Source organism: Labilibaculum sp. K2S (assembly GCF_030372765.1).
Taxonomy (GTDB): Bacteria; Bacteroidota; Bacteroidia; order Bacteroidales; family Marinifilaceae; genus Labilibaculum.
The window spans coordinates 476,996-491,525 of record NZ_JAUCMW010000002.1; the positions used below are offsets into that span (position 1 = coordinate 476,996).

General features: G+C 37.6%; 13 protein-coding genes. 6 read left to right on the forward strand and 7 right to left on the reverse strand.

Annotation, left to right across the window (positions count from 1 at the left end; all coding sequences use genetic code 11):
* Window positions 1-55: 55 nt before the first annotated feature.
* From QUH73_RS05110 to dnaE, 3 genes are all read right to left on the reverse strand, one after another.
* Window positions 56-976 carry a DUF58 domain-containing protein gene (locus tag QUH73_RS05110; RefSeq protein WP_289529385.1) on the reverse strand — a complete coding sequence of 307 codons (921 nt, stop codon included), beginning with the start codon at window positions 974-976 and terminating at the stop codon, window positions 56-58.
* Between the two features lie 81 nt (window positions 977-1,057).
* On the reverse strand, window positions 1,058-1,375 hold the full coding sequence (trxA, locus tag QUH73_RS05115; protein WP_101310028.1) for a thioredoxin: 318 nt from the start codon (window positions 1,373-1,375) through the stop codon (window positions 1,058-1,060).
* Between the two features lie 47 nt (window positions 1,376-1,422).
* Window positions 1,423-5,799: a DNA polymerase III subunit alpha gene (gene dnaE, locus QUH73_RS05120; protein ID WP_289529386.1), complete on the reverse strand. Its 4,377-nt coding sequence runs from the start codon at window positions 5,797-5,799 to the stop codon at window positions 1,423-1,425.
* A gap of 292 nt (window positions 5,800-6,091) precedes the next feature.
* Between dnaE and QUH73_RS05125 the strand changes: the two genes are divergently transcribed.
* Both QUH73_RS05125 and rimM read left to right on the forward strand, forming a co-directional pair.
* A complete protein-coding gene (locus QUH73_RS05125; RefSeq protein ID WP_289529387.1) occupies window positions 6,092-6,637 on the forward strand; it encodes a 30S ribosomal protein S16 in 546 nt (181 codons plus the stop codon).
* A 10-nt stretch (window positions 6,638-6,647) separates the two neighbouring features.
* Window positions 6,648-7,190 carry a ribosome maturation factor RimM gene (gene rimM / locus QUH73_RS05130; RefSeq protein WP_289529388.1) on the forward strand — a complete coding sequence of 181 codons (543 nt, stop codon included), beginning with the start codon at window positions 6,648-6,650 and terminating at the stop codon, window positions 7,188-7,190.
* A gap of 74 nt (window positions 7,191-7,264) precedes the next feature.
* Here rimM and QUH73_RS05135 read toward each other — a convergent pair whose 3' ends face one another.
* Window positions 7,265-7,687, reverse strand: a complete 423-nt coding sequence (locus QUH73_RS05135; RefSeq protein WP_180327299.1) for an acyl-CoA thioesterase — start codon at window positions 7,685-7,687, stop codon at window positions 7,265-7,267.
* A 237-nt stretch (window positions 7,688-7,924) separates the two neighbouring features.
* Here QUH73_RS05135 and QUH73_RS05140 point away from each other — a divergent pair, with 237 nt between their 5' ends.
* Window positions 7,925-8,644: a head GIN domain-containing protein gene (locus QUH73_RS05140; RefSeq protein ID WP_289529389.1), complete on the forward strand. Its 720-nt coding sequence runs from the start codon at window positions 7,925-7,927 to the stop codon at window positions 8,642-8,644.
* Between the two features lie 35 nt (window positions 8,645-8,679).
* On the opposite strand, the gene QUH73_RS05145 is transcribed toward QUH73_RS05140, so the two are convergent.
* Window positions 8,680-9,243, reverse strand: coding sequence for an L-threonylcarbamoyladenylate synthase (locus tag QUH73_RS05145; RefSeq protein ID WP_289529390.1), 564 nt, complete (start codon window positions 9,241-9,243; stop codon window positions 8,680-8,682).
* Window positions 9,244-9,338: 95 nt separating this feature from the next.
* The gene (locus QUH73_RS05150; protein WP_289529391.1) at window positions 9,339-10,157 is read right to left on the reverse strand and encodes a 2,3,4,5-tetrahydropyridine-2,6-dicarboxylate N-succinyltransferase; all 819 of its coding nucleotides are present in this window, start codon (window positions 10,155-10,157) and stop codon (window positions 9,339-9,341) included.
* A 274-nt stretch (window positions 10,158-10,431) separates the two neighbouring features.
* On the opposite strand from QUH73_RS05150, the gene QUH73_RS05155 reads away from it, so the two are divergent.
* From QUH73_RS05155 to QUH73_RS05165, 3 genes are all read left to right on the forward strand, one after another.
* Window positions 10,432-11,175 (forward strand): uracil-DNA glycosylase, encoded by a 744-nt coding sequence (locus tag QUH73_RS05155; protein ID WP_289529392.1) that lies wholly within the window; start codon window positions 10,432-10,434, stop codon window positions 11,173-11,175.
* Window positions 11,176-11,285: 110 nt separating this feature from the next.
* Window positions 11,286-12,128: a carboxypeptidase-like regulatory domain-containing protein gene (locus QUH73_RS05160; RefSeq protein ID WP_289529393.1), complete on the forward strand. Its 843-nt coding sequence runs from the start codon at window positions 11,286-11,288 to the stop codon at window positions 12,126-12,128.
* A 21-nt stretch (window positions 12,129-12,149) separates the two neighbouring features.
* On the forward strand, window positions 12,150-12,983 hold the full coding sequence (locus tag QUH73_RS05165; protein ID WP_289529394.1) for a carboxypeptidase-like regulatory domain-containing protein: 834 nt from the start codon (window positions 12,150-12,152) through the stop codon (window positions 12,981-12,983).
* Here QUH73_RS05165 and cls read toward each other — a convergent pair.
* Window positions 12,967-14,439, reverse strand: coding sequence for a cardiolipin synthase (gene cls / locus QUH73_RS05170; protein WP_289529395.1), 1,473 nt, complete (start codon window positions 14,437-14,439; stop codon window positions 12,967-12,969). The genes QUH73_RS05165 and cls overlap by 17 nt on opposite strands.
* Window positions 14,440-14,530: the final 91 nt, after the last annotated feature.

Genomic DNA, 14,530 nt, shown 5'->3' on the forward strand with positions numbered 1-14,530 from the left:
AGTAAATAAGTGGAAGGTAAGCCTTTGGTCTATTTAATAATGAAGAATGGCTGATTTACATCATTTTTTTTCTCTTCAGCAAATAAGCCTTAAGAACGGTATGAAATTCTTTTCGGATGTCTGCTTCTGCATAATCAATCGCAAACTTTCCGCACAAAAGCTCTAATTCTGTAAAGAACTCCTTCTGCTTTTGGCTGTATAAACTTCTAATATCCGAAGGATTCAATTTAATGCTTTCTCCTGTCTCCAAATCGATAAACTGACTGGGGTGATTTGCAAAATTGAATTCGTTTTCAAATTCTTTATCCCGAATGGAAAAGAGTAAAACCTCGTGTTTATTAAAACGTAAATGCTGCAAAGATTCCAGGATTTCCTTAGGCGTTTCATCACCCATAAAATCAGAAAAAACAATTACGAGTGAACGTTTATGCAATCCTTCGGCAAGCTTGTGCAATGTATCAGAAATTTTGGTTTCCCGATTTTTCTCAATTCCTTCTTTGTTATAGAGTTTGCTTAAATGAGCATACAGCAAATGAGCATGAGTATTTGAAAGTTTTGCCGGAGTAAGAATATCTATTTTATCGGAGAAGGTACACAAGCCAACTGCGTCTCTTTGTTTTCGTAATAAATGAATCAAAGCCGCTGCACAAAGCACCGAAAATCCCAATTTAGTTTGGTGTTTCTGCTGATAAGGGAACAACATTGAAGAAGAGGTATCTACAACAATATGAGCCCTTAAATTGGTTTCTTCCTCAAATTGTTTTACAAACAGCTTATCGCTGCGTGCGTATAGTTTCCAATCGATGTGTTTGGTTGACTCTCCTTTATTGTAGAGTCGGTGTTCTGCAAACTCAACCGAAAATCCATGATACGGACTTCGGTGCAAACCAATTAAAAATCCTTCAACAATCTGCTTGGCCAAAAGCTCCAGATTATCAAACTCTTCGAATTGTATCAGATCTGAGAGTTGCTTCAAAAAAATCTATTTTGAATGTGAACAAAGAAAAAAAAGGCATAGAAAGAATCTCTCTATGCCCAAATATTTTGCAATCAACACTTACAATAAAGCGTCAATTTTTTCAGCAAGACTTGATTTTGGAACAGCACCAACTTGTTTGTCCACAATTTCACCACCTTTAAAGAAAAGAATAGTAGGAATATTACGAATTCCAAATTTTGCAGAAGTAGCAGGACTACTGTCAACATCCATTTTTGTAACTACAACTTTACCGTCGTAATCATTAGAAAGTTCGTCTACAATTGGGCCAACCATTCTACAAGGGCCACACCATTCGGCCCAGAAATCAACCAATACAGGCTTATCTGATTTCAACACAACTTCTTCGAAATTAGCATCGTTTACTGCAATTGTCATGGTAATCTATTTTTAATTGTTTTGAATTTTATATTTATCCGTGCAAGTTAATTAATTTTGAATTCAATATCAGAATTATTTTTAAAATATTCGATCAATTCATTGGAAAGGTTTACCCTACAAGTTCTTGAGAACATTTTTACCCTCACATTTCTATCATCAGTGATCACAAAATTCACCTTCAAATTCCCCTTGTTCCCCTCCATACAACTTGCCATTTCGGTTACTAATTCATCTGAAAGACTGCTTACCGGAATCTCAATGGTAACCTCTTTCACGCGCTTCTCCATTACCTCGGAAAGCAGGTTTATCCCTTTAACTTTAAACTCCAATTCGGTCGAACCTCTTGGCCAGGATCGGGTTTGCACTCTCCCGTTTATAAATACAGATAAACCTTCAATAAAATAATTGCTGTATTCCACAAAATCTTTAGCAAAAAAAGCCATTTCAAACGAGCCTGTGAAATCTTCAATGTTAACAATTGCAAAAGGATTGCCGTTTTTTGTAGTTCCCCGACGAATGGCAGTTACCATTCCTGCAATATTTACATCCTTATCCTTAAAATTTACAATATCCGCTGACAATTGTGTTAAAGATGCATTACAGAAGGAATCGATTTCCAATCTGTAATCATCAAGTGGATGAGCTGACAGGTAAATTCCAATTAACTCTTTCTCCTTATTCAAGCGCTCCAGCTTATTCCACTCGGCACATTCAGGGATTTTTGGCGGTGTAACCACATAATCTTCTACATCGCCGAATAAGGTTTGCTGCGAATTGTCTTTCTCTGCCTGCAGTTTGTTTCCATACTTCACCAAATATTCCATAAAGGTAACATCGGTTTCATCTGGATGAAAGTATTGGCTCCGCTTTAATCCGAAGCTATCGAAACCTCCCGACATGGCAAGATTTTCAAGAGTTCTCTTATTTACAGATCTTAAGTTTACCCGCTCTATGAAATCAAAAATATTTTTGAACGGACCATTTTTTCTTTCTTTAATAATATCATCAACAGCTTGCTCTCCAACTCCTTTCACCCCAGCCATACCAAAACGAATTGCACCTTCTTTGTTTACCGTAAACCGGGCATAAGATTCATTCACATCAGGTCCTAACACAGGCATTCCCATGCGCCTGCACTCATCCATAAAAATAGTCACTTTAGTGATATCAGATAAGTTACGGCTAAGCACCGCCGCCATAAATTCAGCTGGATAATGTGCCTTTAGGAAACCAGTTTGATAAGCAATATAAGCATAGCAAACCGAGTGAGACTTATTAAAAGCATATTTTGCAAAAGCCTCCCAATCGGACCAAATTTTTTCAATCAGTTTATCAGCCTTAACATTATCGCCACCAACGCCTTCCATAAACTTAGGATTGTCATGACATCCATTGATAAACTCTACCTTAAGCTTATCCATCATGGCAATCTGTTTTTTACCCATCGCCTTACGCAAGGTATCCGACATGCCTCGGGTAAATCCACCCAAAGCACGGGATTGAAGCATCACCTGCTCCTGATAAACCGTAATTCCATACGTATCCTTCAGGTAATCCTCCATTATTGGGTGATCGTAGGCAATCTCCTCTTCCCCGTTCTTCCTTCGGGTAAACGAAGGAATATATTCCATTGGCCCAGGACGATACAAGGCATTCATGGCTACTAAATCTTCAAAACGGTTTGGTTTTAGGGCCCGAAGGTGTTTCTTCATTCCCGGCGACTCGAACTGGAATATAGCCGTAGTTTCTCCCCGACTAAACATCTGGAAAGTCTCTTCATTCTCAAGATCTACATTGTTGATATCAACATCAATACCTTTGGACAGCTTTACATTGGCCAGTACTTCTTTGATGATGGACAATGTTTTCAAGCCGAGAAAGTCCATCTTTAACAGTCCAATATCTTCTACAAAACGACCATCGTACTGGGTGGTCAATAGGTCCTCTCCTTTAGTAGGCATAACCGGCAAATGCTCGTCCAGAGGATTTTTTCCAATTAAAATACCGCAGGCATGCACTCCAGTTTGTCGTACCGATCCCTCTAAGGACTCGGCAAATTTGATTGTTTGGGCGATGAGCGGATTAGGAGAATCTTTTTCATCCAGAAGAGCAGGCTCTTCTTCGTATGCTTTTTTAAAGCTCATCTTGGGTGCTTCGGGCACCAGTTTGGTCAGGCGGATGGCTTCAGATAATTCTAAACCCAATACACGCGCTACATCCTTAATAGAACTTTTGGTAGCCATTGTACCAAAAGTGCAGATATGAGCAACTTTATCGTGTCCATATTTATTTGTTACATAATCGAGTACTTCCTGTCGCCCGTCATCATCAAAGTCAATATCCACATCGGGCATTGAGATACGATCGGGATTTAGGAAACGCTCAAACAGCAAATCATATTTTATGGGATCAACATCGGTAATGCCAATACTATAAGCTACCACAGCACCGGCAGCTGAACCACGTCCCGGACCAACAATTACGCCATTGTTTTTTGCCCAATTAATAAAATCCTGCGTTATCAAGAAATATCCGGGGAAACCCATTGTTTTAATGGTGTTCAACTCAAAATTCAGGCGCTCAATTACATGATCTTCCAGAGTATCGCCATAGCGTTTTTTCGCACCTTTGAATGCAAGATGTTCGAGGTAGTCCGACTCTAACTTAATCGGCAGCACTTTATCATAACCTCCAAGTTTCTCGTAACGTTCCTCTTCAAACTCCTTAATAAGTGTTGTTTCGTCGTATTTCTCTTTATAGTCTTCCAGAGTTCCGAACTCTTCAGGTATGTCAAATGAAGGCATGATGGGATTGGAGTTTAGCTCAAAAGCCTCCACTTTCTCAGCGATCTCCATGGTATTAGCAAGTGCATCCGGTACATCGGCAAAGAGCTCATTCATCTCTTCTCTTGTTTTAAACCATTCCTGCTTGGTGTAACGCATGCGTGTACTATCATCGTAATCACGCCCAGTATTTAAACACACCAATACATCGTGTGCTTCGGCATCTTCGGGATTAACAAAATGGGAATCATTCGTGGCAATCACTTTAACACCAAGTTCTGCTCCCAATCTACGAATCACTTTATTCACTCTCACCTGATTTTCCCAAACATCGCCCTTTAAGCGTGGATCATTGTTGGGGTGACGCATAATCTCCAGGTAATAATCCTTATCAAAAACATCCTTAAACCAAAGAATAGTTTCTCTTGCCTTATCAATATTACCGCCCATGATGTGTTGCGCGACTTCACCACCCAGGCAAGCACTACTTACAATTAGTCCTTCGCTATATTCTTCAAGTAAATCCTTGTCGATACGTGGTTTGTAGTACATACCGTCGATATGGGCAATAGATGTTAACTTTAAAAGATTCTGATATCCTTTATAGTTTTTAGCCAGTAAAATAATGTGATGACCTGACCCATCCCCTTTATTTTCTTTTATTAAATGTCCCCGCCGTGCCATATAGGCTTCAACACCAATAATTGGTTTGATGCCTACTCTGCCACATGCTACGTGAAACTCTTTTACACCAAACATACTGCCATGATCGGTAATTGCAACAGCCGGCATACCATCTTCCTTGGCTTTTGCTGCAATATCAACTGTTTTGGCAGCTCCGTCGAGTATGGAATACTGAGAATGAACATGCAAATGAACAAAAGCCTGTGGAATGATATTCTTTGCTGCCTCCTGTCTCTTGCGCTCTTCGTCTTCAATGGAAATTTCGTCGAAAGCAGTATTAACCTTAAAAGATTCGTATTCGATACCTACCAGCTCAATAGCGTCCGGATTATTGCGTTTAAATGCCTGAATCTGATCATTCGACAATATCTGAAACTCAGTCCTTAAACCATCCACCCGAATCAACTCCAGAAAACAACGTGAAGTAGCTTCCACATCGGCCGCCGCATTATGAGCTTCGGCAAAAGGAACACCAAACAGCTTCATATGAAGTTCGGTAAGAGTAGGATTTTTAAGCTGGCCTTTGCGTTTCAAATCACAATATTCCTTACTGCCAGTCATGGTATCGAGAGCAGGCGCTGTAATAAGCTCATGCTCATCCATCTCACAACGCAGCAGTTCACAGCCTGCTATATTTATATCGAAAGAAACATTGTGTCCGATGACATACTTCGATTTCCTGACATCCTCCATAAAGTTAAGCAGGGCTTCTTTCAACGGAATTCCTTTTTCCAGAGCTATTTCAGTTGAAATACCATGAACCGCCACTACATCTTCAGGAATGGCAAAGCCTTCAGGTATGATAACATGATTTTTAGCAAAGAGAAAATTACCCTCCATATCATGACATTGCCAAGCCAGCTGTACCATGCGCGGCCAGTTGTCAAAATCACTTAATGGTGCTTTCCATTTTTTGGGTAAACCTGTAGTTTCTGTATCAAATATTAAAAACATCTCAGTATCAGAATTATTATAGTTATGCCTTTAAATGAGTGGCGATTTGCGAAGACTTAAGGAATTCATCCAAGCAAAATTAGTAAATATAGACATACTATTCTTTCTAAATTACCAACATCTGTATAATAATAGTAAAGGGCTTGGATGCTACATTCTTATATACATGAGTATTAGGCAATGAAATAATCTTTTTGAGTGCTGTTTTTAATCAAAAATAAAATAGTATCTTTGTCGCGCTTATAAATCGTGGTATGCATACCACAACTTATTCATTTATTAAAATAAAGTTATGCCAGTAAAAATTAGACTAGCTAGACACGGTCGTAAAAGAAACGCATTCTACCACATTGTGGTAGCAGATAGCAGATCACCACGTGATGGTAAATACATTGAGCGTATTGGATCTTACAATCCAAACACCAATCCTGCTACAATTAACTTGGATTTTGACAAAGCTGTTAACTGGCTTGGAAACGGTGCTCAGCCTACTGACACTGCAAGAGCAATTTTATCTTACGAAGGTGTAATGATGAAAAGACACTTGCTTGCCGGTGTGAAAAAAGGAGCTTTTGATGAAGCTGCTGCTGAAGTAAAATTCGAAGCTTGGAAAAAAGAGAAAGAAGCAAAAATCAACGCTAAGAAAGAAGGTCTTTCGAAAAATGCTGATGATGCATCGAAAGCTCGTTTAGAAGCTGAAGCTAAAATTAGCGCAAGCAGAGCAGAAGCTATCGCTAAGAGAGCTGCTGATGCTGAAGCTGCTGCCAAAGCGGAAGAAGCTGGAGCAACTAGCGAAGAGGCTGCAACAGAAGAAGGTTCGGAAGAAACTGAAGCTTAATATTGAATGCATGCTTACAATAGAAGATTGCTATCTTGCCGGAACATTTACTAAAACTCATGGAGTTAAAGGCGAATTAGTTGCCAAGAAAAACAGCAAGCTTCTTGAAAAAAATAAATTGGAATCAGTTTTTGTCGATATCGACGGAGGACTGGTTCCTTTTTTTATTCCTAAAAACGGAATTACTCCCCGAAATCATTCTACGGTTCGTATTGTTATAGAAGATCTGGATTCGGAAGCGAAGGCACAGCGATTTATTGGCTGTGATATTTACATTCCCATGAAGGATGCTCCGGAATTTATTGAAGAAGCAGATGATCTTGATCCGAATTTGTTGATTGGCTTCCTGTACATTGATGAGGAAAAAGGTGAATTGGGAGAAATTGAGGATATTCAGGATTACTCGGGAAACATTGTTCTTGTTATTTCGGTTAATAATCAGGAAGTTTTGATTCCTTTTGCCGAAGAAAACTTCATTGAAATAAATGAGGAAAATAAAACCATCACCATGGAAACTCCCGATGGACTTATCGATATGTATCTTAGTGAATAAATCACTTCCTGTTCTGCTGCATTCCAAAACTTATTTTCTTGTTCCTCACAAAGTAAAAAGCTGTTATCTCTATATTATTTAATCAGCAATTCTCCTTCGAACTCAAGAATTCTAATCTTTAAGGTTTCCGGAACTTTTATGCTTTCTCCTAATTTTTGACTGTAGGCTACCATTACCTGTGATGTTTTGGTCTTAATTTCGCCTGTTTTTAAATCGACAATATTCTGGTACATCCCTACACTTTTATTACCAATCCGGAAAATTTTTGTTTGCACTTCAATTTTATCACTCAGGGTGATGGATGACAAATAATCTATCTCAAGATGAGCTACGATTAATGCAGATTCATTCCAATCAATTACTTCCCCATATACTTGCTGAAAATAATCCATTCGTGCCAAATCGAGGTAACTTAACTGAACTCCATTATTCGCATGTCCTATTAAATCGATATCGCCAAAGCGGATTTGTATTTTCTTTTTGTGCTTGAATTCCATTGTTCTGATTTTTATGCGAATGTATAGACAAATTGTGAAAAGAATCAATGAGATGCAGATTTTTATGATTTTTTAAGGTGCACTACTGTTCCTAAGTATACTTAATGCGCTGCAAAATTGTATGTTTTAAACTTAGTTACTCAAATATTTAAAGCATTAAAATATTTCTTAGTGCAACTTTTTGCCGACTTATTCGTCCTTTATTTGAACATGATTTTTTATCTAAAACTAATTTATATGAACACAAAACGTATTACTTCCCTGCTGACAGTTTTTGCTCTTGTCTTGAGTGGTAGTTTAGCCTTTGCCCAAAAAACAGAAACCCGAAATGTTGGATCATTCGAATCAGTTAGTCTTGCCATTCACGCCAAGGTATTTATCACTCAGGAAAATTCTACTTCAGTAAAAATGAAAGGCGATGCTGATGATTTAGAAGAAATTATTACTGAAGTTGAAGATGGAACTCTAAAAATTAAGCGTAGAAAAAATAAAAGCTGGGGCTGGAACAATTCATTCAAAAATATTGAAGTGTATATATCCTCCTCGCAAATAAAAAATTTAAGCATTTCCGGATCGGGTAATATTGTCGCCAAAAGCCCAATAGAAACTACCAATGCAAAATATGCAATCAGCGGAAGCGGCAATATTTTTATTGAAGATTTATCTGCCGAAAATGTTGAGTGTCATATTTCCGGATCGGGAGATATTAATCTAAAAGGTAATGGATTGAAAGAACTTGAAATTCATATTAGTGGTTCGGGTGATGTTGATGCAGGTAATTTAAAATCTGAAAACGTAAGCGTTCGCGTATCCGGATCGGGTGATTGTAAGGTGTATGCAACAAAAAACCTAAATGCAAGAGTAGCTGGCAGCGGTGACATTTACTACCGCGGAAAACCAGATTTCATAGATTCAAAATCCGCAGGTTCCGGCCACATAAAATCAATCGGAATGTAAAAAATATATCCGTAGGGAAACAGAATACTGTATCCCTACGGTCTTATAATTTGAATCTCACCTCCCAATCCAATTTTAATGATACTGGAAGCTTTGCATTTTTCCATATCCTCCTGCCGGTATTCCACAATATAATCTACCGCTTCTTTTATTTCATCACCAATCTCGTAAAAATTTGCAGGAGAAACATCACCACTTCTATTTGCTGAAGTAGAAACAATAGGTTTCTTAAATCGCTGAATCAGATTTTGTGTAAACTCTTCATTGGTAATTCGAATACCAATGGTTCCATCTGAATTGATCAGATTTGGAGCCAGATTTTTCGCACCCGGATAAACCAGAGTCATTGGCTGATCATTTGTATCAATTAAATCCCAGGCTATTTCCGGAACCTCATCAACATATGAATTCAGGCGATTGGGATTCTCCATTAAAACCAACATGGCTTTGGAATCTTCCCTATTCTTAATTTCATAAACTCTTTTTACCGCTTCAGGATTTGTTGCATCGCAACCTATTCCCCAGATAGTATCGGTAGGATATAGAATAACTCCCCCGGCATGAAGTACTTCCAAAGCTTTTTTAATGTCGTTGTGCATTTCTAATTTGTTAGTATTCTTTCAAATCATTAGAAACAAATGAGTAATCAATTTTCATTAATTACTCATTATTGATTTATTCATTATTAATTAAACTATACCGCTACATTGTATTCACGCAATGCGTCGTTCAACGAAGTCTTTAAATCAGTAGATGGTTTCCTTTTTCCGATGATTAAAGCACAAGGAACCTGATAATCCCCTGCAGGAAACTTCTTGGTTCTTGTTCCAGGAATCACTACCGAACGTGCCGGAATAAATCCACTATACTCAACAGGTTCTTCTCCTGTTACATCTATAATTCTTGTTGATCCGGTAAGCACTACATTAGCTCCCAAAACAACTTCTTTTTCTAAATGAACTCCTTCTACAACAATACAACGGGAGCCAATAAAACAATTGTCTTCGATGATTACCGGAGCAGCTTGAATCGGCTCTAAAACACCGCCAATACCAACTCCACCACTAAGGTGAACATGTTTCCCAATCTGAGCACAAGATCCTACTGTTGCCCATGTGTCGACCATGGTTCCTTCGCCCACATAAGCACCAATATTTACGTATGATGGCATCATTACCACATCTCTGGCGATAAAAGCTCCATATCGTGCCACTGCATGAGGTACAACCCTAACTCCCAATTCAGCATAGTTGGTTTTCAATGCCATTTTATCGTGGAATTCAAATGGACCTACTTCAATAGTTTCCATTTTACGAATCGGAAAATAAAGAATTACGGCTTTTTTCACCCATTCATTTACTTGCCATCCGTCTGCCAGTGGTTCTGCAGTGCGAAGAACTCCTTTGTCCAACAATTCAATTACTTCTTCTATGTTTTTTTGTACTGCAGGAGTACTCAAAAGTGACCGGTCATTCCATGCAGCTTCAATATTTTCTCTCAATTTCTGGTACATAATCAGTTGTATCTTATCTATTTTGGTTAATATAGGTAACAAAACTAGTCAAAAAGAATAAAAGTAGAAAGGTCTGCAAGAGTCTAAAAAGTCGAAAAGTAAAACAGTCTAACCAATTGTAAAATTGACTGTTCCAAAAATGAATCCAAATAAGATCTAAATTTACGCAGGCACCTTAAAAATATTTAATATCCTAATCATGCAATTCTTAACTTATAATTATTAATTAATAATTGCATTCACTATTTTTGAGACTACAAAAATAATTATCAAAATGCATAGATCTACTTTCCTTTCTCAACTGTCAATACACCAAAGCTGGACCACTTTTCTATCAGAAGAAATTATTTGTTTGATTAAGGACATCGAAAAATCAATTCACATTGAAAAATCCACTCCAAAGTCAAATCTAACGCTGCGCTTTTTAGAAATGGATTTGAATAAAATACCGGTTGTAATTTTAGGACAGGATCCTTATCCTCAAGCAGGAGTTGCTACCGGAAGAGCTTTTGAAGTGAATGGATTAAACTCGTGGCATGATAAGTTTCGCAATGTTTCGTTAAAAAATATTCTGCGTTGCATTTACAAAGCTGAAACCAATAAAGAACTAAAATATTCGGAAATTCTAAGTCGGCTTAACGAAGGTGACCGATTGCTAATGGATAGTGATTTTAAGATACTCCCCCCCAATCAACTGTTTAAATATTGGTCGGAACACGAAAATGTACTCTTGCTAAATACTGCCTTTACCTGCGAAATCGGCAAACCAAATTCACACACTAAACTTTGGGCTCCGTTTACTCAAAAATTACTGCAATTTATTGCCGCAGTAAATCCTGAAATAGTTTGGTTCTTATGGGGTAACAACGCTCACCAAGTGGTGAAAAACATTGAAATTTCCAACAAAATAGAAACCACTCATCCAATGATGTGCTATCAACGTGAAAATGATATTCTTTATGGTCATATAAATCCGTTTCAAAAAACCAGTCAACTCGTCAACTGGACAGGTAGATAGACCTCTATCACAATATTAATTTGGGTTAAAGTCTGTTAAAAAATGTAACAATTACAGCATTCATTAAGATGGAAACCTATCTTTAGCCTTAAATAAAAAAATCAACCCAATTGAAAACAAGTTTACTGACCTTCTTTCTCACATTATTTCTTGCCTTCGGAGTCTTTGCTCAGGAAGAAATGAATGATGATAGTTTTATTGTATCCGGAAAGGTAATAAATGCTGAAAATCTGGAAGGAGTTTCCTTTGCTAACGTAAATCTTCAAGGAACTAATTGGGGAATTGTATGTGACAGCGCCGGTTTTTTCCGCTTACGAATTCATCCCGATCAAAATTTAAGAATATCTGCTCTCGGATTTAAAGAACAATTTGTGAGTATTATACCTCCGCAAGCTGAAGAAGAGGAAGTTTTTCAAGAAATTTTCATGGAACAGGGAAGTATTCTGCTTAATGAAGTAAGCATTTACTCATTGGGAACCTGGAGTCAGTTTAAAGAAAACTTTATTAAGACCGATGCCCCCGAAGAAGAAAATATTGCAGCGAATTTTGATTTTGGAAACTTGAAACTTGCACAGGCGGAAGCCAATACGTTGAGCAGACAGGGTTTTGGATTCAATCTTCTCGATGGAATCAGTGCAATAAAATCTATTGGACAGAAAAGAAGAGCTCGAAAAGGAATTGTAGAAATGACAGATTGGCAACTTCGGATTCTTCAGCAAAAATATAACAAAGAGGTAATTGCTGAATTAACTCACGAATCTGGTTTTAGATTAGATCAGTTAATGGAATATATTAATTCGAAGCAGAATTTCACATATCAAACCAGTGAAATGTATATAGGAGTAAGAATTCAACAACTTTACACAGATTTTTTACAAGAAAAACCACAGATTGAGAACGATCTGAGCTTTACTGATTCTTTAGGTACCATAAGAAACCACCTGCGCCCTTAAACAATGAATTAAACTCTTCTCATGAAATTAAAGAGGGTATTGTACATTTCATTAATTCTAGTTCTTAGCTCCCGTTACTGCTCTTTTTCGGAAGACTCTAAAATAGATTCCATTATCAGTATTTCCGGGCAAATTCTCCATTCGGAAAGTTTAACTCCTATTCCATTGGCGACCGTTAGTATAAAAAGAACACGCAAAGGAATTATTTGCGACAGCCTTGGCGTTTTTCATCTGCAAATTCAGCAATACGATACACTTCGAATTAGTGCTTTAGGGTACAAAGCTATTGATTGGGCAGTTCCATTCATTTTTAATGCCGATTTCCCTCCCTTTTTTCAAATTAAATTGGAAGACATTTCTTATTTATTAGATGAAGTGGATATTTATGCATTGGGAACCTGGGATGAATTTAAGGAAGATTTCATCAAAACCAAACTGGAAGAAAAGGATCCAATAAATAAAAGCATTATGAAACAATTGGCTCCCTACAATACAAAAAAACCAAATATTGTGCCTGCTCAGTACCGCCCGAAAAGAGATGGGAAAATGGGCGTTTTAGGTGCAATTTTTGCACCCACAGATTTTTTGTACAGCAAATTGAGCAAATCAGAAAAAACGAAAAAGAAATTATCCAAAATAATCAGAAACGAGGACAAGACAAAAAAGATCAGTTCGAAATACAATGCTAAGATAGTGGCTGATGCAACGGGTTTAGAGGGAGAAGAATTACTGAAATTTATGGAATATGCAGGTTCGGAAATTAAAGTAACTCCAAATTCTTCAGAGTACTATGTGATGAAACAAATTTTATTCTGGTTCAAAAAATATCAGGAAGAAACTATAGAAGTGGAGTAAATAATCTGGCCATTGATTCTTTCACTCTCTGACTTTTGGATCTATTCCGCCATTGGGGCAAAAGTAACTCCTCGCTGTTCTCCAAATCAGCTAAAAAACGTGTTCTAAGTTCCAAAGTTATGTCCTCATCGTAAATCAAGGCATTTACTTCAAAATTCTGTTCAAAACTCCTGACATCCATATTTGCTGTTCCAACCGTTGCCATTATTCCATCCACCATCATTATCTTGCTGTGATTAAACCCTCCTTTGTAAAAAAAGATTCTCACACCTGCTTCCAGCAATTCTTCGATGTAGGAAAGTGTTCCCCAATAGGTCATGAATGAATCTGATTTATGAGGAAGCAATACACGTACATCAACCCCGCTCATTGCCGACGTTTTTAGTGCCATTAAAATACTGCTGTTAGGCATAAAGTATGGCGATGAAATATACACATTCCCCCTTGCCGAAGTAATGGCCGAAAAATACGCCTGCATGATACTTGCCCAATCGGAATCGGCTCCGGACGCGGTAATTTGCAACAAACACTTTTGCTTCACTTTCTTATAAGGAAGATATTTTTCGTCAAGTAAAACTTCCTGTCGAACAAAATACCAATCGATTAAGAATACAATTTGTAAACTGGTAGCGGCTTCGCCTGTAATTTTTAAATGAGTATCCCGCCAGGAACCAATTTCGGGAATTCCATAAAGATATCGATCTGCAAAATTCAACCCGCCAACAAAAGCTGTTTCACCATCAATCACAATAATTTTTCGGTGATTTCGGTAATTTACCCGACTGGTTAAAATGGGAAATCGAACGGGTAAAAAAGCATATATTTTCACACCGGATTCCTTCAGGTCTGCCACATATTTCTTGCTCAATTTCCAGCTTCCAACATCATCGTAAATCACACGAACCTCAACACCATCTCTTGCTTTTTGCATCAATATTTCGAGTAATTCCGCCGCCAACTCTCCATCTTCAATAATGTAATATTCCAAATGAATGTGATCCTTCGCTTTCCGAAGAGCCTTAAAAATAGAAGGAAATGTTTCCTCACCATCGTTCAGAATTTTTACCCGGTTGTAACCGGTAAGCAATGCCTTTGAATTGTTCAAAAGCAAGGTCATCAGGTTCTTTTTTTCATGAATCCGCTCATCCCTCAGCCATCGGCTTTTATCCAAATGAAGTTTTTGATCCTGACTCATTACCTGCAGCCACTTCATATCACCCAACTCCTTCATGCTAAACATCTTTCGCTTCCGAAAACTTTGACCGAAAACCAAATAGGAAATTAATCCAATAACAGGCAAAGAAACTAAAACGAGAATCCAGGAAATGGTTTTTAGAGGACTTCTGTTTTCAAGAATCACAATAATTACCGTAGAGATAATGGTGATGACATATAAAACAGCCAACACTTCGAAAAAATGCATCCAGAATTCAGACCAACTAATTGTTAACACCATATCGTAATTACTACTTCAGAAGATTTGTATATTTGTTATTTCAATAGATATGAGATAATAGATGTGAAGTAATGAGACAATGATTTACTGT

Coding starts and splice junctions, on each gene's coding strand:
- trxA (WP_101310028.1), bottom strand. CDS start 1,375: ATGACAATTGCAGTAAACGATGCTAATTTCGAAGAAGTTGTGTTGAAA.
- dnaE (WP_289529386.1), bottom strand. CDS start 5,799: ATGTTTTTAATATTTGATACAGAAACTACAGGTTTACCCAAAAAATGG.
- QUH73_RS05125 (WP_289529387.1), top strand. CDS start 6,092: ATGCCAGTAAAAATTAGACTAGCTAGACACGGTCGTAAAAGAAACGCA.
- rimM (WP_289529388.1), top strand. CDS start 6,648: ATGCTTACAATAGAAGATTGCTATCTTGCCGGAACATTTACTAAAACT.
- QUH73_RS05135 (WP_180327299.1), bottom strand. CDS start 7,687: ATGGAATTCAAGCACAAAAAGAAAATACAAATCCGCTTTGGCGATATC.
- QUH73_RS05140 (WP_289529389.1), top strand. CDS start 7,925: ATGAACACAAAACGTATTACTTCCCTGCTGACAGTTTTTGCTCTTGTC.
- QUH73_RS05145 (WP_289529390.1), bottom strand. CDS start 9,243: ATGCACAACGACATTAAAAAAGCTTTGGAAGTACTTCATGCCGGGGGA.
- QUH73_RS05150 (WP_289529391.1), bottom strand. CDS start 10,157: ATGTACCAGAAATTGAGAGAAAATATTGAAGCTGCATGGAATGACCGG.
- QUH73_RS05155 (WP_289529392.1), top strand. CDS start 10,432: ATGCATAGATCTACTTTCCTTTCTCAACTGTCAATACACCAAAGCTGG.
- QUH73_RS05165 (WP_289529394.1), top strand. CDS start 12,150: ATGAAATTAAAGAGGGTATTGTACATTTCATTAATTCTAGTTCTTAGC.
- cls (WP_289529395.1), bottom strand. CDS start 14,439: ATGGTGTTAACAATTAGTTGGTCTGAATTCTGGATGCATTTTTTCGAA.